At 62.9% G+C, this 17,266-nt stretch carries 16 protein-coding genes; 11 read left to right on the top strand and 5 right to left on the bottom strand.

The window, feature by feature from the left end; translation table 11 throughout:
- Positions 1-15: 15 nt before the first annotated feature.
- Positions 16-918: a LysR substrate-binding domain-containing protein gene (locus P9230_RS17855; protein WP_127325062.1), complete on the bottom strand. Its 903-nt coding sequence runs from the start codon at positions 916-918 to the stop codon at positions 16-18.
- A 90-nt stretch (positions 919-1,008) separates the two neighbouring features.
- Here P9230_RS17855 and P9230_RS17850 point away from each other — a divergent pair, with 90 nt between their 5' ends.
- Positions 1,009-2,559 carry a trimethylamine methyltransferase family protein gene (locus P9230_RS17850; protein WP_127246888.1) on the top strand — a complete coding sequence of 517 codons (1,551 nt, stop codon included), beginning with the start codon at positions 1,009-1,011 and terminating at the stop codon, positions 2,557-2,559.
- 52 nt (positions 2,560-2,611) lie between these two features.
- On the opposite strand, the gene P9230_RS17845 is transcribed toward P9230_RS17850, so the two are convergent.
- On the bottom strand, positions 2,612-3,295 hold the full coding sequence (locus P9230_RS17845) for a GntR family transcriptional regulator (protein WP_067000956.1): 684 nt from the start codon (positions 3,293-3,295) through the stop codon (positions 2,612-2,614).
- A 247-nt stretch (positions 3,296-3,542) separates the two neighbouring features.
- On the opposite strand from P9230_RS17845, the gene P9230_RS17840 reads away from it, so the two are divergent.
- From P9230_RS17840 to P9230_RS17820, 5 genes are all read left to right on the top strand, one after another.
- Positions 3,543-4,583, top strand: coding sequence for a proline racemase family protein (locus P9230_RS17840; protein ID WP_278120172.1), 1,041 nt, complete (start codon positions 3,543-3,545; stop codon positions 4,581-4,583).
- A gap of 219 nt (positions 4,584-4,802) precedes the next feature.
- The gene (locus tag P9230_RS17835; protein ID WP_067329806.1) at positions 4,803-6,452 is read left to right on the top strand and encodes an ABC transporter substrate-binding protein; all 1,650 of its coding nucleotides are present in this window, start codon (positions 4,803-4,805) and stop codon (positions 6,450-6,452) included.
- A gap of 100 nt (positions 6,453-6,552) precedes the next feature.
- Entirely contained in the window at positions 6,553-7,026 is a 474-nt protein-coding gene (locus tag P9230_RS17830) for a DUF3828 domain-containing protein (RefSeq protein WP_067000473.1), read from the top strand.
- Between the two features lie 4 nt (positions 7,027-7,030).
- On the top strand, positions 7,031-7,618 hold the full coding sequence (locus P9230_RS17825; RefSeq protein WP_127241729.1) for a hypothetical protein: 588 nt from the start codon (positions 7,031-7,033) through the stop codon (positions 7,616-7,618).
- Positions 7,619-7,643: 25 nt separating this feature from the next.
- Positions 7,644-8,507 carry an alpha/beta fold hydrolase gene (locus P9230_RS17820; RefSeq protein WP_278120170.1) on the top strand — a complete coding sequence of 288 codons (864 nt, stop codon included), beginning with the start codon at positions 7,644-7,646 and terminating at the stop codon, positions 8,505-8,507.
- 16 nt (positions 8,508-8,523) lie between these two features.
- Here P9230_RS17820 and queF read toward each other — a convergent pair whose 3' ends face one another.
- On the bottom strand, positions 8,524-8,985 hold the full coding sequence (queF, locus tag P9230_RS17815) for a preQ(1) synthase (RefSeq protein WP_278120168.1): 462 nt from the start codon (positions 8,983-8,985) through the stop codon (positions 8,524-8,526).
- A gap of 199 nt (positions 8,986-9,184) precedes the next feature.
- Between queF and P9230_RS17810 the strand changes: the two genes are divergently transcribed.
- Together P9230_RS17810 and P9230_RS17805 are read left to right on the top strand one after the other, a co-directional pair.
- Entirely contained in the window at positions 9,185-11,230 is a 2,046-nt protein-coding gene (locus P9230_RS17810) for an NADH:flavin oxidoreductase (protein ID WP_278120166.1), read from the top strand.
- Positions 11,231-11,335: 105 nt separating this feature from the next.
- Complete coding sequence (locus P9230_RS17805) at positions 11,336-12,073, top strand: hypothetical protein (protein ID WP_278120165.1); 738 nt, start codon at positions 11,336-11,338, stop codon at positions 12,071-12,073.
- Positions 12,074-12,197: 124 nt separating this feature from the next.
- Here the strand turns inward: P9230_RS17805 and P9230_RS17800 are convergent, their stop codons facing one another.
- On the bottom strand, positions 12,198-12,605 hold the full coding sequence (locus tag P9230_RS17800; protein WP_127239988.1) for a hypothetical protein: 408 nt from the start codon (positions 12,603-12,605) through the stop codon (positions 12,198-12,200).
- Between the two features lie 169 nt (positions 12,606-12,774).
- Between P9230_RS17800 and P9230_RS17795 the strand changes: the two genes are divergently transcribed.
- Positions 12,775-13,203: a MarR family winged helix-turn-helix transcriptional regulator gene (locus P9230_RS17795; RefSeq protein WP_095783187.1), complete on the top strand. Its 429-nt coding sequence runs from the start codon at positions 12,775-12,777 to the stop codon at positions 13,201-13,203.
- Here the strand turns inward: P9230_RS17795 and P9230_RS17790 are convergent.
- On the bottom strand, positions 13,200-15,269 hold the full coding sequence (locus tag P9230_RS17790; protein WP_278120162.1) for an EAL domain-containing protein: 2,070 nt from the start codon (positions 15,267-15,269) through the stop codon (positions 13,200-13,202). The two genes, P9230_RS17795 and P9230_RS17790, sit on opposite strands and share 4 nt — an antisense overlap.
- A 299-nt stretch (positions 15,270-15,568) precedes the next feature.
- On the opposite strand from P9230_RS17790, the gene P9230_RS17785 reads away from it, so the two are divergent.
- Together P9230_RS17785 and P9230_RS17780 are read left to right on the top strand one after the other, a co-directional pair.
- Positions 15,569-16,756 carry a glycine C-acetyltransferase gene (locus P9230_RS17785; RefSeq protein ID WP_278120160.1) on the top strand — a complete coding sequence of 396 codons (1,188 nt, stop codon included), beginning with the start codon at positions 15,569-15,571 and terminating at the stop codon, positions 16,754-16,756.
- 27 nt (positions 16,757-16,783) lie between these two features.
- Positions 16,784-17,227, top strand: coding sequence for an SRPBCC family protein (locus P9230_RS17780; RefSeq protein ID WP_278120159.1), 444 nt, complete (start codon positions 16,784-16,786; stop codon positions 17,225-17,227).
- Positions 17,228-17,266 lie beyond the last annotated feature (39 nt).

Genomic DNA, 17,266 nt, shown 5'->3' with positions numbered 1-17,266 from the left:
GGGGGAGGGGCTACTTCATGCCTGCGCCACCAGCCAGTCCCTGACCTTGCGCGCGTTGTCGCTGAGCTCGCGGTTCTTCGGCCAGATGACGTGGAAGCCGATGCCGGTCCTCATCACATGGCCGGTCACCGGCACCAGCAACCCTGATGCCACCAGCCGCTCGACCAGATGCCGCCAGCCAAGCGAGATGCCTTGCCCTTCCATCACCGCCTGGATCACCAGGGCATAGTCGTTGATGCGCAGGCCGCGCTCGGCATTGCGCAGGCTGGTTCCGGCCGACGCGAACCATTCGTCCCAGTTCGGCGCCTCGCGATAGGGCTCCTCGAGATGGATCAGCCGGTGCGTGGCCAGTTCCTCGACCGTCTTCGGCATGCCGAATTTGGCGAGATAGCTCGGTCCCGCGACGGGGAAGATCTCTTCGTCGGACAGCGACAGCGAGTGATAGTCCGGCCAGTCGCGCGGCACACCGCCGCGCACGCCGAGCGGAATACCCTCGGCAATGATGTCGAGGTCGCGGTCGGCGGTCTGGATGCGCAGATCGATGCCCGGCAGTTGGTCGCGGAACTGCTGCAGGCGCGGCATCATCCAGAACGAGCCGAAGGCGGTCGAGGCCGCAAGGGTGACATGGCCGCCGGTCGCCTGCAGGCGAAGGTCCTCGGCAGATTTGCGGATATGCGACAGCCCCAGCGAGACGTCCGCGTGGAAGCGCTCGCCGGCCTCGGTCAGGAGCACCTGGCGGTGGCGGCGCTGAAACAGCTTGGCGCCGAGCTGTTCCTCCAGTCCGCGCACCGCATAGGAGACGGCCGCCTGGGTCATGCCGAGCTCGCGCCCGGCCGCGGTGAAGCTCGACAGCCGGCCTGCCGCCTCGAAGACGACGAGGCTGCCGGCCGAGGGCAGGAGGTGGCGTAGGCTTCGCATAAGCGCAGCTTATACAAGAGATCAGGATTTTCCAGCATCACATCCATATTTCGTGTCGCTAACTTGGTCGGGCGGGATGAAGGAGACAACATGAACGCACCGGCCGCTGAATTGACTGAGCCGACCCACCGTCGCGGCGGCGGCCGCCTTGGGCGCAAGGCGCTGAGAAGCGCGCCGGTCGCGTCTTTCCCGACGCTCGTTCGCCAGATTCCGGCCTATGAGATCGTGCCCGACGAGGCGGTGGAGCTGATCCACGAGGAGTCGCTCAAAATCCTCGAGGAGGTTGGCTGCGAGTTCCGCGACGACGAAGCGATCGCGCTCTGGAAGGCGGCGGGTGCCGACGTCAAGGACACACGCGTCCGCATCGATCGCGCGCTGCTGATGGAGCTTGTCTCGAAGGTCCCGCCGGAATTCACGCTCAATGCGCGCAACCCCGAGCGTACGGTTCGCGTCGGCGGCAAGAACTCGATCTTCGTGCCGATGTATGGCGCGCCTTATGTGCGCGACCTCGACAACAAGCGGCGCTACGGCACGCTGAACGACCTCAACAATTTCCACAAGCTCGCCTACATGGCGCCGGCGCTGCATTCGTCGAGCTCGATCATCTGCGAGCCGATGGAGATCCCGGTGCCGAAGCGGCACCTCCACATCATTCATTCGGCGCTCAAGCACTCCGACAAGCCGTTCATGGGCATCGTGACGTCGAAGGAGCGGGCCGAAGACACGATGGCGATGGCTGCGATCGTGTTCGGCGAGGAGTTCGTGCGCGACAATCCGGTGCTGGTGGCGATCACCAATTGCAATTCCCCGCTGGTGTGGGACGCCACCATGCTTGACGCGATGCGGGTCTATGCCCGCCACAACCAGCCGCTGATCCTGGCACCCTTCGCGCTCTGCGGCGCCTCGACCTCGGCCTCCGCCGTCGGCGCGGTCGCGCAGGTCAATGCCGAGGCGCTGGCAGGCGTCGCATTCACCCAACTGATCCGTCCCGGCTCGCCGCAGATCTATGGCCAGTTCATGGTGACGGTGGACATGAAGACCGGCGCCCCGATGGGCGGCACGCCGGAGGCCGCGCAGATGATGTATCTGATGGGTGCGCTGGCGCGGAAATACAAGCTGCCATGGCGCACCTCGGGCTTCCATGTCGGCTCCAAGCTCAACGACGCCCAGGCCGGCTACGAGGCGAACATGCTTATGCATGCCGCGATCCTCGCCGGCGCCAATTACATCTGGCACTCCGCCGGCTGGCTTGAAGCCGGCCTTACCTGCGGCTATTCGAAATTCGCCACCGACTGCGAACAGCTCGTCGGTTGGTACAAATATGCCGGCGGCGTTCCCTTCGACGATTTCAAGGAGGCCATGGCGGCGATCCGCGAGGTCGGTCCGCAAGGGCATTTTCTCGGCACGCAGCACACGCTCGAGCATTTCGAGCGCGCCTTCTTCATGCCGAGCATCATGGACTTCAATTCCTTCGAACAATGGACAGCCGAGGGCGCGAAGGATCACGACACGCGCGGCCGCGAAAGGGCGCGCAACATGCTCGCCGACTACCAGGAGCCGAAGCTCGACGAAGGCATCGCCGATGGTCTCAAGGATTTGATCGCGCGGCGCGAGGAAAAGCTGCCTGATACCGTTAGTTGACAAAATATGGGCAAAGGCCGTCGGCAATCGTGACTGACAGCAAGCCAATGGCTCAGCCAGCGCGCACCTTGCCGTTCGCAAGGTGTTTCTGAAGCGATTGACAGGCGTTCATAATATGATCGTAGACCAACTTTGCGGCCTGTTCGGTCTCGCCAGCGCGGCAGGCGGCCAGGATTTCGCGATGTTCTCGATCCGCAAGCTCATGACCGCCGGAAATCGTCAGCTGAACTCGCAGATAGCGTTCGATGCGATCGTTAACCGACCGGATCATGCGGAGGAGATATGGTCGCCCGGCGTCTAGATAAAGACTGGAATGGAACTCCCAATTTAGTTCCGCCCAGCGGCCGACGTCGGTTTCCTTCGCAAAGGAGTCGCAACTTGCTTGCGCTTTATCGAAGGTCTTCTCGTTCATGTGGGGGAGGGAAAGCCGAATTGCGTTCGATTCCAGCATCGCTCGGACCTCGAAAATCTGCACGATCTCCGGTTCCGACATGCTGGCGACAATTGCGCCCTTGTTTCGCTGAAATGCCACGAATCCCTCTGCCTCGAGCCGCTTCAAAGCTTCGCGCACCGGAATCTTGCTGATGTTGAACATGCGGGCGACGTCGTCTTGCCTGATCGGTTCGCCCTCATCAAGCGACCCGGATATGATTGCTCCGCGGATGAACTTCAAAACCACGTCGGAAGCGGTGGGGGCGGCACCCAAATCGGGAATGTCGGCAAATGCAAATGGCACGTGTAGAGTCTCCGCACGGAGCGTCAGATCTGCAAACATAGATATCGTAGACGATGTTCGCGATCAAATACGCTCGCGATTCTGCTCAACCCGAGTGTCTGCATGGCCTGAGATGCCGTCCGGCGTGGGCTCTTTTGAGCCCGGCCGATCAGCAGCGACTGGCGCATTTCCCCTCAATCGAGCCTTGACGAGAGTCGAAGATCGTATACGATATCCAATTGGAAGCCGCGGCTCTGGGGACTCCCGAATGCGAAGCACGAAAGTCATCCATGTTGTTTCCTGCCACGCGGAGGGCGAAGTCGGGGATGTCATCGTTGGCGGGGTGTCTCCTCCGCCGGGAGACACTGTCTGGGACCAGCGAAAATGGATCGCAGAAGACAACCGACTTCGTAACTTCGTTCTTAACGAACCGCGCGGCGGCGTCTTCCGGCACGTCAACCTTCTGGTCCCTCCGAAGCATCCCGATGCGCAGATGGCTTGGATCATAATGGAACCGGAGGATACGCCCCCGATGTCCGGCTCCAATTCGATTTGCGTCTCCACGGTAATTCTGGACACCGGGATCATCCCCATGCAGGAGCCGGTAACCGAAATGGTGCTCGAGGCGCCGGGCGGCCTGGTACGCGTGCGGGCCGAGTGTGCCGGAGGAAAGGCCCAGCGCATCACCGTCGAAAACGTACCATCATTCGCCAGCAGGGTCGGTGTGCCGCTTGAGGTCGGTGGCCTCGGTACCATTACGGTCGACACGGCCTATGGAGGCGACAGTTTCGTCGTCGTCGATGCACCTGACCTTGGGTTAGCGCTTGAAACCGACGAGGCTCGTGATCTCGCCGAACTTGGGGTGCGCATTACCGATGCGGCCAATCGACAAATGGCGTTCTTCCACCCTGAGCGTCCCGATTGGCGCCACCATTCGTTCTGTCTTTTTGCCGGCGCCATCACCCAGGATGGCAACCGCCTCCGCGCAAAATCGGTCGTTTCGATAAAACCTGGCAAGCTCGACCGATCGCCGACCGGAACGGCGGTGTCGGCCCGCATGGCGCTCTTGCACGCGAAGGGTCAAATGACAGCCGAGGATTGGTTCACCGGTGTGTCCATCATCGGGTCAGAATTTCACGGCAAGATTCTCGGCACCACGCAGGTTGGCGGTATGCCCGCCATACGCCCTCAGATCAGCGGTCGCGGTTGGATCACCGGCATCCATCAGCACATGCTGGATCCTGAAGATCCTTGGCCGGCGGGCTATCGCGTGGCGGACACCTGGCCGATGAAGCGTGCGAAGGTCTGAAGGTGGTTCTTCGCCCGGCATCTTTCTCCAGCTCATGCCCCAAGAAGCTTGACGCGCAACAAGGCTCGTATACGATATTCGAAATGCCGCAGGGATGGAGCGAGTTCTCACTATCTCAGGCAAGGCAGCGTCTGGACGCTCGCTCACGCTGCAGGCGCCATCTACAGCTGAAAAAAAGTGCACTAGGATGGCCAATGTTTCGCAACATGGGAGGAAAAAATGACAATCTTCAAAAGCAACGGTGATCGCGTTCCTGCCGCCATCGAGGCGATGGCTAAAGAAGCGCGCGCGGGCCGCGTGGACCGGCGCGAATTCCTGGCGCTGGCAAGCGCCTTCGGCGCGTCGACGGCGTTCGCCTATGGCATGATTGGCCTTGCCGCGCCGACAAAAGCCCTGGCGCAAGAGCCGAAGAAAGGCGGAACGCTGCATGTCGCGATGTCGGTCAAGGCGCAGAAGGACCCGCGCACCTATGACTGGACCGAGATGGCGAACGTCACCCGCACCTGGCTGGAGCCGCTCGTGCGCTACACGCACCAGTTCACTTTCGAGCCGGTGCTGCTCGAAAGCTGGGACGTCAACGACGACGCCACCGAATACACGCTGCATCTGCGCAAAGGCGTCACCTGGAACAACGGCGATGCCTTCAACGCCGATGACGTGGTTTTCAACCTCAATCGCTGGTGCGAGAAGGGGGCTTCCGGCAATTCCATGGCCGCCCGCGTCGGCGCGCTGGTCGACGCCAAGACCGGCAAGGCAAGGGATGGCGCGATCACCAAGGTCGACGACCATACGGTCAAGCTGAAGCTGTCCGAGGCCGATATCGCGATCATCCCGGGTTTCACGGACTATCCGGCGCTGGTCGTGCATCGCAACTTCGACAAGGACGGCGCCGATCCGATCAAGAAGCCGATCGGCACCGGGGCTTTCGAGCTGGTGTCTTACGATGTCGGCCAGAAAGCCGTGGTCAAGCGCCGCGAGAACGGCAAGTGGTGGGGTGGCGAAGCGCCGCTCGACGGGGTCGAGTTCATCGACTACGGCACCGACTTCAACGCCACGCTGAATGCCTTCGATTCCGGCGAGATCGACCTCGATTTCGAGACACCGGCCGACTTCATCGACCCCCTCGACAAGATGGAGCTGGTGAAATCGGAAGTCGCGACGGCGACCACGCTCGTTGCGCGCACCAACATCACGCACAAACCTTACGATGACAAACGGGTGCGCAATGCGCTGCAGATGGCGGTCGACAACAATCAGGTCATGCAGCTCGGCTACGCGGGCCGCGGCACGGTCGGCGAGAACCACCATGTCAGCCCGATCCATCCGGAATATTACCCGCTGCCGAAGAAGGAACGGGACGCGGCGGGCGCCAAGAAGCTGATGGCCGACGCCGGGCAGGCCGACTTCGAGCACGAGCTGATCACGGTCGAGGACGAATGGCAGAAGAACACCGGCGACGCGATCGCCGGCCAGTTGCGCGATGCCGGCATCAAGGTGAAGCGCACGGTGCTGCCCGGTTCGACCTTCTGGAACGACTGGACGAAATATCCTTATTCCATGACCATCTGGTACATGCGCCCGCTCGGCGTGCAGGTGCTGGCGCTGGGCTACCGTACCGGCGAGGCCTGGAACGAGACCGCGTTCTCGAACCCGGATTTCGACGCCAAGCTCAAGGAGGCGCTGTCGCAGATCGACGTCGCCAAGCGCAAGGAGGTGATGAAGGACGTCGAGCAGATCCTGCAGGACTCCGGCGTCATCATCCAGCCGTTCTGGCAGAAGCTCTACTGCCACATGAACAAGAAGGTGAAGAACTACGCCATGCACCAGACCTATCAAATGGACTTCCAGAACGTCTGGCTGGAAGCTTAAGGCGCGCAGCGCAAGGACTTCATGCGCCGCGAAAAAGCCGATATGCAGGATGCGTGGTGGTGATCGTGCCACCACGCCGCCGACCATCCGGAGATCCTGCATGAGACCGATGATGCTGGCAGTTGCCATCTCGATCGCCTTGCCTGCCGCGGCGCTCGCCGGGCCGGCTTCCAACGCCGTGAAGTTCTTCTATGTGCCTGAAGTGAAGTTCGAGGCGGACGCGAAATACCGCGACCGCTTCACCGAGCCGGTCACCAAGCTCTTCGAAGCCAACGACAAGGCCCGCAAGGAGAAGCCCGACGAGGTATCCTGCATCGACTTCGACCCAGGCCTCGACGCCCAGGATTTCGACCAGAAGACCGTGTCGAAGACGCTGAAGCTTGCCGAGGCCGTCAATGGCGACACCGCCGAGGTGACGGCAAGCTTCAATCTTTTCCCGGAAGGCGATGACTCCAAACGCGAAATGGTGTGGTCGCTGAAGAAAGTGGACGGCAAGTGGAAGATCGCCGACATCACCTCCAAAACCAGCGACTGGACGCTCAGCGCGCTGGAATGCGGCTCCTCGACGGAGTGACGCCGTGCTTCGGCGTCTGGTCCTCGCGCTGTCGAGCTTGTCGATGCTGACCGCGGGGCTGAACGGCGGCGCCTACGGGCAAGGACTGTTCGGCTCGCCGCCGCCGAACGCGTCCTCTGGCGACAATGCGCCGGCGATCGAGAAGTCGGCGCCGGCCACAACGCCTGAAAGCAAGCTGGCCGAACCGGCGCCAGCTGCGCCCGTCCTGCCCGGATCGCCGACGGCGGTGGTGAAGCCCTTCTACGAGCATCTCGGGCTGGAATTGGACCCCAGCCAGCGCAAGAACTTCAGCGATCCGGCGAAGAGCGTACTCGACAAAGCCGACGCGCTGCGCGCCTCGGGTCAGGGCGAGTGCCTCGATCCCAACATGGCGCTCGACAATGCCGATTACGACAAGCTCGCCATCGACAAGAGCCTGCGCACCATCGAAGCGATCAATGGTGACGAGGCCAAGGTGGTGGTCGTCTTCGTCGTCGAAGGCCACCAGCACCGTCTCGAATGGAAGCTGAAGAAGGTCGGCGGCGACTGGAAGATCTCCGACCTCCTGTCGGTCACCGGCGAATGGGCGCTCAGCCAGTACCAGTGCGAATGATGAAGTCGCGGTCAGGGCATCACAGATGAAACTCCGTGCTATCCTTGCGGCGGCGATTATCGGACTTTGCGCGGCCGACTGGGCGGCTGGAACAACGCTGATCGCCCGCGGGCTCCGTCAGAACTTGACGGCGCCGAGCGAGGTGCCCGTCGAGCGCGTCGTGCTCAACCAGGCTGGTGCGCCCGAACTTGTCGGTTGGGTGATTGGTCGAAAGGACAGTTGCGGTGCGATCGTCCTGTTGCACGGGCGCGGCGCCAACAGGCTAGCGATGCTGCAACGCGCAAAACTGCTATCCGATAGCGGCTATTCGGTTGCCCTGTTCGATCTGTCGGGGCACGGCGAGAGCGGCGGAACCGTACAAGGCTTCGGCTACTTTGAAGGGCAGGACGCTGTCCGCATCCTGACATATGCCCGACAGCGCTTCCCCGGGCAAAAGATCGGCGCCGTGGGATCCTCGCTGGGAGCGGCAGCCTTTGTCTTTGCTGCACCGAAGGCGATCGCCGATGCCTACGTGCTGGAACAGCTCTACGCGACATTGCGCGAGACGACGGCTCGTCGAATGCCGTTCAGCATGCTGCGTAGCCTCCAAGCGGATGTCCTTCTGGCGCAGATGCCGCTTCGGCTCGGAATAAGCGCCGACGATGTCAGGCCGGTCGGCCGCCTCGGCAAAATCGGCAAGCCGTTACTCTTGCTCGCCGGCGGCGAGGATCCCTTTATAGACCACGGGCAGGTAATGGCGCTGAAAAAAGCCGCTGCCTCGCAATTGGTCTGGTTCAACGGCGCCGGTCATGTCGATCTGTTGCGCCACGACCAGCAACGCTATCGCATTTCGGTCGTTCCGTTTCTTGCGACCAACCTGTGCCGAACCAATGCGGCCGGCCATGTCTGATGGCCGCTCGATAAACTCACCCGCGCCCGCGATATGGCGCGACCCCGGTGTCGGGCAGCCAGGCGCCTTCGGGCGGCGCGCCGGTCTGCCAGAAGACGTCGATGGGGATGCCGCCCCGCGGGAACCAGTAGCCGCCGACGCGCAGCCAGAGCGGCTTGGTCGCTTCGACGATGCGGCGGCCGATCATGACGGTGCATTCCTCGTGAAAGGCGCCATGGTTGCGGAACGAGGTGATGAACAGCTTCAGCGACTTCGATTCCACCAGCGTCTTGTCGGGCGCGTAGTCGATGACGATGTGGGCGAAGTCGGGCTGGCCGGTGACCGGGCAGAGCGAGGTGAATTCCGGGCAGGTGAAGCGCACGATCGCGGGCGGGCCGTCGCCTCGCTCGAACGGCACGGTTTCCAGGACTGCCTGTTCGGGACTCTGCGGCGTCTCGACGTGTTTGCCGAGCTGGGTCAGGTTTTTGGCGTCGGTCATCGATGGCTCCTCGCTGCCGCCGATGATTGCAAGGGCGGCAGGTGCAATCAGTTGAAAGTGCGCCGCGATCGAACGGACCCGGCGTGTTTGGCGGCTCATTAGCATTGGAGCGAAAGCCGCGCAGCGGTTTTCGGATGAATCCGATGCGTGAAATGGAAGCGGGAGCAGCGCCCGCGCAATTTGATACGGCAGGAAGACGATGACCAGCAACGACCCGCTTCTCCAACCTTATCCGCTCAAGCACCTGACGCTGAAGAACCGGGTGATGTCGACCAGCCATGAGCCGGCTTATTCCGAGGACGGCATGCCGAAGGAGCGCTACCGGCTCTACCACGCCGAGAAGGCCAAGGGCGGCATGGCGCTGACGATGACAGCGGGCTCTGCCATCGTGTCACGCGACAGCCCGGCCGCCTTCGGCAACCTGCATGTCTATGACGACGCCATCGTGCCGTGGCTCGCCGAACTTGCGGATGCCTGTCATGAGCATGACTGCAAGGTCATGATCCAGATCACCCATCTCGGTCGCCGCACCGGCTGGAACAAGGCCGACTGGCTGCCGGTGCTTTCCGCCTCGCCGGTGCGCGAGCCGGCGCATCGCGCCTTTCCCAAGACCATCGAGGACTGGGACATCGAGCGCATCGTTGCCGATTATGCTTCCGCCGCCCAGCGCTGCCAGGAGGCCGGCCTCGACGGCATCGAATTCGAATCCTACGGCCATCTGATGGACGGCTTCTGGTCGCCCGCCACCAACCATCGCGACGATGATTTCGGCGGCTCGCTCGACAACCGGCTGCGCTTCACCAACATGGTGCTGGATGCGGTTCGCGCCGCGGTCGGCGAGAAATTCGTCGTCGGCATCCGCATGGTCGCCGACGAGGATTTCGAAAAAGGCCTGTCGAAGGAGGAGGGCGTCGAGATCGCGAAACGTCTGGCTCGCTCCGGCAAGGTCGATTTCCTCAACATCATCCGCGGCTCGATCGAGACCGACGCGGCGCTGACCAAGGTCATCCCGGTGACCGGCATGCGCTCGTCGCCGCATCTCGATTTCGCCGGCGAGGTGAGGGCGGCGACGAAATTCCCGACTTTCCACGCGGCGCGGATCTCCGATGTCGCGACCGCGCGTCATGCGATCGCCTCCGGCAAGCTCGACATGGTCGGCATGACGCGCGCCCATATCGCCGATCCGCATATCATCAGGAAAGTGATGGAAGGGCGCGAGCACGAGATCCGGCCTTGCGTCGGCGCCACCTACTGCCTCGATCGCATCTATGAAGGCGGTGAGGCGCTCTGCGTCCACAACGCCGCCACCGGCCGCGAAGCGACGATCCCGCATGTCATCGCGAAAAGCGAAGGGCCGAAGAGGCGGGTGGTGGTCGTCGGCGCCGGGGCGGGCGGTCTGGAAGCCGCGCGTGTCGCCGCCGAACGCGGCCATCAGGTGATGGTCCTCGAAGCGTCCAGCCAGGCCGGCGGCCAGGTGCGGCTCGCGACGCAAAATCCCCGCCGCAAGGAACTGATCGGTATCATCGACTGGCGGCTTGCCGAGCTCGATCGCCTCGGCGTCGAGATCCGCTACGACACATGGGCCGAAAAGGACGATGTCCTCGCACTTTCGCCGGATGTGGTGATTGTCGCCACCGGCGGCCTGCCGCAGAACCCGCCGCTGGCAGCGGGCGACAATCTCGTCACCTCGAGCTGGGACATTATGGCCGGCAGCGTCAAGCCGGCCGAGAACGTGCTGCTCTATGACGACAATGGCGGCCATCAGGGCATGGGCGCGGCGGAATTGATTGCCAACAGCGGCTCGAAGCTGGAGCTGGTCTCGCCCGAACGCTTCTTCGCGCCGGAAATGGGCGGCCTGAACCACGTGCCCTATATGCGGGCTTTCCACGAGAAAGGCGTCACCGTCACCATCAACACTCGTCTGCGCTCCGTGCGACGCGAGGGTAACCAGCTCATCGCCGAGCTGGCGTCGGACTTCGCCGATGGCTGGCGCGGCGAGCGGCGCGTCGACCAGGTGGTGGTCGAGCATGGCACCGCGCCGCTCGACGATCTCTACCTCGCGCTGAAGCCGCTGTCGAAGAATGGCGGCGCGGTCGACTACGAGCGGCTGGTAAGCGGCGGCGACATTTTTCCGCCGCGCAATCCGGAAGGCGGCTTTGTTCTGTTCCGCATCGGCGACGCAGTCGCCTCGCGCAACATCCACGCCGCTATCTATGACGGCATCAGGTTCGGCATCCGGATCTGAACCTCGGTCCTCCAATGGCCAGGCTAGACCTGACAGATCTTATTTGCAATTTTCGGGCGCGGATTCGGAGGGCTGCAACCGGGGTCGCATAGTCGGGGGGCTTGCTTGACCGGAAAAGATCTGTTCGTTCCGCGCCAGACCAATACGGCGCTCTATATCCAATTGCACGAGTCCGGGCACTCGTTGGGCGATCTTCTACGCGTGCAGAAGGCCTATCGCGTGGCATGCGCGATGTTCAACGGCCGCTATCGAAAGTCAGGACGGCCCTTTATCTGCCATGCGGTAGGCGCCGCCTCGTCTGTGGCGCATTTCGAAAGGGATCTCGATTTCGTCCTCGCGGCGATGTTCCATGCTGCCTATGACAGCGGCCAGTATCCGGACGGCAGGTCCAGCAGGCGCAGCGAGGCGCACCGGAAATGGCTGGAGGCGCGGATCGGGCCGAGGGCTGAAGGCCTCGTCGCCCGCGTCGGCGCCATGAAATTCGACACCGGCGACCCCGAGCGCCTTCTGCAGGAGGGCGTGCCGGCCGGCGATGAGGACATCCTGTTCCTGCAGCTTGCGCACGAGGTCGACGACCTCGCCGACGGCGGCTTGGCATTCGCACCCAAATATGGCCGCTCGATCGAAACGCGGGTCGCGGCCTGCGCCATCTTGGCCAGGCAACTGGGCCGCGAGGATCTCGCCGCGACGATCGACCCATATGGCGGCCGTTATGAAGCGCTTGGCTGGGCGGCAGCGCTTCAGGACGTCAGACTGGAAGGTTTTCGCATCGCGCCGAATATGCGGACCTATATAAAGCTGCGACGGGAAAAACTACGCGGCGGTTCCATTGAGGTGATCTGATGCACCGGTGACGGCCGCACCACGGAAACGCACCGGACCTTCAAGGAGAGCCACCTGCCGCGTTGGTCCGGTGCGCCGCGCGCGGCCGCCGGCCTGCACCGGTACCGCGCGAGCCGTTGACGGTTCAGAACATCCTGGCCGTGGCCATGCACAATACGGTGACGACCAGCAGCCCGCCGGCGAGGCGTTCGCCTTTGGTCATTTTCGCGCGCAACTGCGTTTGCGTCGCCGCATCGGCACCGGCCAATCGCCTGCTGGAAGAGGCGACAATGGCGCCCTGCACGCCGGCGGCGATCAGCGCCGTCGCAATGCCCAGCGCCAGCACTATTTCCATCGGGCCGAAAGCGCCTTCGTGGAAGAAATACCAGAGCAGCAGACCGGTCAAGAAGACCATGCCGGAGGCGCCGAGTTGCGGCCGGATAAAGCGCTCCGCCTTGATCTCCGGATCACGGGCAACCGCAATGGTCGTGCCGGCCCAGAAGACGCCGGCCATAACATGCAGGCCGATGACGACGATGTAGACATATTGCATGACTGCATTCCTCTCGTTCGCCCCGCCACCGGTGTGACGCTTTGCCTGTCGGGTTTGCCTATCGGCTGGGTCCGACAACGTTAATAAGACAAAGTTAGATATCTAACAGTTAGATGTCAATGCTTCATGCGAAGTTTCGCCAACCCGTTGCTTGTTCTAGGGTCCAGCCATGACGCCATTTGATCGCCCGCCCATCGGCATGAATCTCGCGCGCACCGCCAAACTGGTGGCGCAGGCCTTTGACGCTGCCTTGGTGGAGGTCGGCGGAACGCTGCCGGTCTGGGTGACCTTGCTCTCGGTCAAGTCGAAGGAACTGGCCAACCAGCGCGAGCTTGCCGGCATGATCGGCATCCAGGGCGCGACGCTGACGCATCACCTCAACGCCATGGAGGCGCAAGGGCTGCTGACGCGCCGCCGCGATCCGCAGAACCGCAGGGTGCATCAGGTGGCGCTGACCGAAACCGGCGAAGCGCTGTTCGAGAAGTTGCGCCTCGAGGCCGTCGCCTTCGACAAAAGGCTGAGAGCTGGGCTGCCGGACGACCGGCTTGCGGAATTCGCCGAGGTGCTGGCGGCGCTTCGGGCGAATGTGGGAGGTTAAGCCCGGCTGCCCTGCAGCACCTTGAGCTTCGCCTTCTTCGGGCTGCGCGCGGTAAGCCATTCGCGCGCCTTGTCCTGCGGCATCGGGAAGGCGATCGAATAGCCCTGCACCTGGTCGCAGCCGATCGCCATCAGCGAGTCGAGCTCGGCCTCGGTTTCCGCGCCCTCGGCGACGATCGAGATGCCGAGGCCGCGGGCAAGCTCGGTGATGGCGCGCACGATCTTAGTGTTGTCGCCGTTCTCGTTGATGTTCTGGACGAAGCGGCGGTCGATCTTCAGCCGATCGATCTCGTTCGGGTTGACATGGCTGAGTGAAGCATAGCCCGTGCCGAAATCGTCGAGCTCAAGATGGACGCCCGCCGCGCGGATATGCCTGAGCTTGGCGGCGATGCCGGTCTTCTCGTCGTCGAGGATGACGGATTCAACGATTTCCAGCGACAGCTTCTGCGGCGCAAGCCCGGCTCGCTCCAGCGTTCCGAACAGGAAATTGTCGAAATCCGGCTCGCGCAGCTCGGTGCCCGAGACATTGACGGCGATGCGTCCGAAATCGATGCCGACGCGATCCCATTCGGCGGCTTCGTTGATCGCCTTGCTGATGACGATGCGGCCGATATCCGGCATGAAGCCGCACTTCTCCGCCACCGGGATGAATTCGCCGGGCGAGATCATGCCGCGCGTGGCGTGCTTCCAGCGCACCAGTGCTTCGATACCGCTGATCTTGCCGCTGGTGAGCGACACTTGAGGCTGGAAATAGACCTCGAAGGTCTTTTCCGCGATCGCCGTGCGGATGTCCTGCTCGAGCTGCTTGCGGTAGTCGAGCTCGCGCCGCAGCTCTTCGGAGAAGAAGGAGAAGCTGCCGCCGCCGAGCTTCTTGGCCGAATAGAGGGCAAGATCGGCATGGACGAGCAGGTCCTGCGCGTTGTCGGCGTCGACTGGATAGACGGCGATGCCGGCGCTGGCGCCAGGCATTATGGTCGTGCCCTGGAAGGTGATCGGCTCGTTGATGTTGGCGATGATGCGCTTGGCCAGTGCATGGATGTCCTCGGTGCTGCCGGCGCCGTTGAGGATCATCACGAACTCGTCGCCGCCGAGACGGGCGCAAAGATCCGATGCGCGGCAGGAATCGCGCATGCGTTGCGCGGTGACGACAAGCACATAGTCGCCCGCCGCATGCCCCAGCGTGTCGTTGATCTGCTTGAAGCGGTCGAGGTCGAGTTGGATCACCGCCAGCCGCTCGCGGCGACGATGCGCGCCCTTGATCAGCGTGTCGAAATGATCGGTGAGGAAGGTGCGGTTGTGCAGGCCGGTCAGGCCGTCATGCACGGCGATGAAGGCCATCGAATTGCGGGCGTCGACCAGTTCATGCGTCTTGCGCAGGATGGCCTTGGACATCGGCCGGAAGATGAATAGCGCGACCAGCACGATGACGCCGATGGTGGCAAAGAACAGCGTGCGGTGCAGGCTGAGCATCTCATCCGACCGCTCGGTGGCGAAGGCGCTGATGCGCTGGCCGAGCGCGGCATAGCCGGACAAAGTCGCATTGGCGACTGAGGCGTCGAGGCCGACGCGCTCGCCGCCGCCCTTATAGCCGTCGCTTTGCATGCCAAGCTGGGATGCAAATGATGAAACCAGTCGATCGCCGTTGGCGATAAGTCCGACGGAGAAATAGTCGAGATGGAACGGCTTGCTGAACAGCACATATTCGATCGATTGCGGATCGTTGCGCGCCGGCGATAGCGGATCGGCGCCGGTCTCCTTGAGCAGCCGGTCGTAATTGGTCTCGAACTCGCCCGTTGCCTGCTTGAGCGCGGTGACCAGCGCCGGCTGCTTGTCGCGCGGGGCCGCACCGGTCGCGCTGGCCAGGAAGACGATGCGCTGCGACAGCGCCTTCTGCGTGGAGACGATGTTGAGCAGCGCGTCGTTATGCTGCTGCTGCGCCATCAACTGCTGCAGCAGGATGAAGGAAGCCATCACCATGGCGGCGATGATCAGCAAGGCCAGCCAGTAGCCGCTCTTGATCAGCAGAATCAGCTTGCGCGAAACGCTGTGCACCGGCTGCTGCGACATAACTGAGTGACCCCTCCCGATCGACGGATTCCTGCCATGGATTTGCGGCGCCAGAACCCTTGACGTGAAAGGGTTAACAGCTCGGCAAACCGGCACGGTGCCGGAGCTGGCGGCGCGACAAAGCTGACAGGATGGTTATTATGTCCTTTCGCAGATCGTCGCATTTGAACACATCCTTGTCCGGCTGCGCTGAAGGAGCTGCGGCGCGGCTTGCGCAACGCCACCGAAGCGGTCGTTTTTGCGATGGATTTTTCTTGTCCGCAGCGCGACAGTCCGCATCGAACAAACAGGGCCAGACCATGAGCGCAGCGTTTCTCTCCCACATCGACAACGAGGTTGAAGGCCTGAAATCGGCCGGGCTCTACAAGTCCGAGCGGGTGATTTCCTCCACGCAGTCGGCCCTGATCGAGGTCGCCGGCCAGAAGGTGCTGAATTTCTGCGCCAACAACTATCTCGGCCTCGCCGACAGCCCCGAGCTGCGCGATGCGGCGAAGCAGGCGCTCGACCGCTACGGCTACGGCATGGCCTCGGTGCGCTTCATCTGCGGCACCCAGGAAGAACACAAAGAGCTCGAAGCCACCATCTCTTCCTTCCTCGGCATGGACGACACCATTCTCTACGGCTCCTGCTTCGATGCCAATGGCGGCCTGTTCGAGACGCTGCTCGGCGAGGAAGACGCCGTCATCTCGGACGCGCTGAACCACGCCTCGATCATCGACGGGGTGAGGCTCTCCAAGGCCAAGCGCTTCCGCTACGCCAACAACGACATGGCCGACCTCGAGGCGCGGCTGAAGGAGGCGAAGGACTGCCGCTTCCGGCTGATCGCCACCGACGGCGTGTTCTCGATGGACGGCATCATCGCCAACCTGCAAGGAGTCTGCGACCTCGCCGAGAAATACGACGCCATGGTCATGGTCGACGACAGCCATGCCGTTGGCTTCGTCGGCAAGAACGGCCGCGGCTCGGCCGAGCACTGCGGCGTCGAGGGCAGGGTGGACATCATCACAGGCACGCTCGGCAAGGCGCTGGGCGGCGCGTCCGGCGGCTATACCGCGGGGAAGAAACAGGTGGTCGACTGGCTGCGTCAGCGCTCGCGGCCCTATCTCTTCTCCAACACGCTGATGCCGGCGATCGCCGGCGCCTCGCTGAAAGTCTTCGAGCTGATCCGCAATGGCGATGCGCTGCGCCGCCGCCTATATGCCAATGCGGAACGCTTCCGGTCTCAAATGGGCAAGCTCGGCTTTACGCTTGCCGGCGCGAATCATCCGATCATCCCGGTAATGCTGGGCGACGCCGCCCTTGCGCAGGAGATGGCGGCTCGCATGCTGAAGCGCGGCATCTACGTCATCGGTTTTTCGTTCCCGGTGGTGCCGAAGGGCCAGGCGCGCATTCGCACCCAGATGTCGGCGGCGCACTCCGGCGCCGATATCGATCGCGCCGTCGAGGCGTTCGGCGAGGTCGGGAAGGAACTGGGTGTAATCGCTTGACGCTACCGCCGGCAATGGAAAAGGGCCATGGCGATCGATGCAACGAGCAGTATCGAGATCGCCAGGCCGCGCGCGGTTGTCGCCGCCTTTTCTTCCGATCCGGACAATGTTCCGCGCTGGTACGTCAACATCAAGTCGGTGGAATGGAAGACTCCCCGACCGGCCCAGATAGGATCGAGAATTGCCTTCGTAGCCCAGTTCCTCGGACGGCGGCTCGCTTATACCTACGAGATCCTGGATCTCGTGCCGGGCGAGAGGCTGGTGATGCGATCCGACGAAGGACCGTTTCCGATGGAGACGAGCTATGGATGGCGGGAGTCCGGCGAGGGCCGCACGCATATGACGCTCCGGAATCGCGGCTCGCCGGCCGGCTTTTCCCGTCTCATGACCCCGCTCATAGCCGTGGCTGTCCGGCGTTCGACCGATCGCGATCTGCTGCGACTGAAGAGCATCCTGGAAGCGGCAGGTTGATGATCCGTCAGGACAGGGAAGATTTTCTGGAGAGTGTTC

The organism is Mesorhizobium sp. WSM4887 (assembly GCF_029625865.1).
Classification (GTDB): Bacteria; Pseudomonadota; Alphaproteobacteria; order Rhizobiales; family Rhizobiaceae; genus Mesorhizobium.
This window is presented reverse-complemented; position numbering and strand designations above follow the sequence as displayed.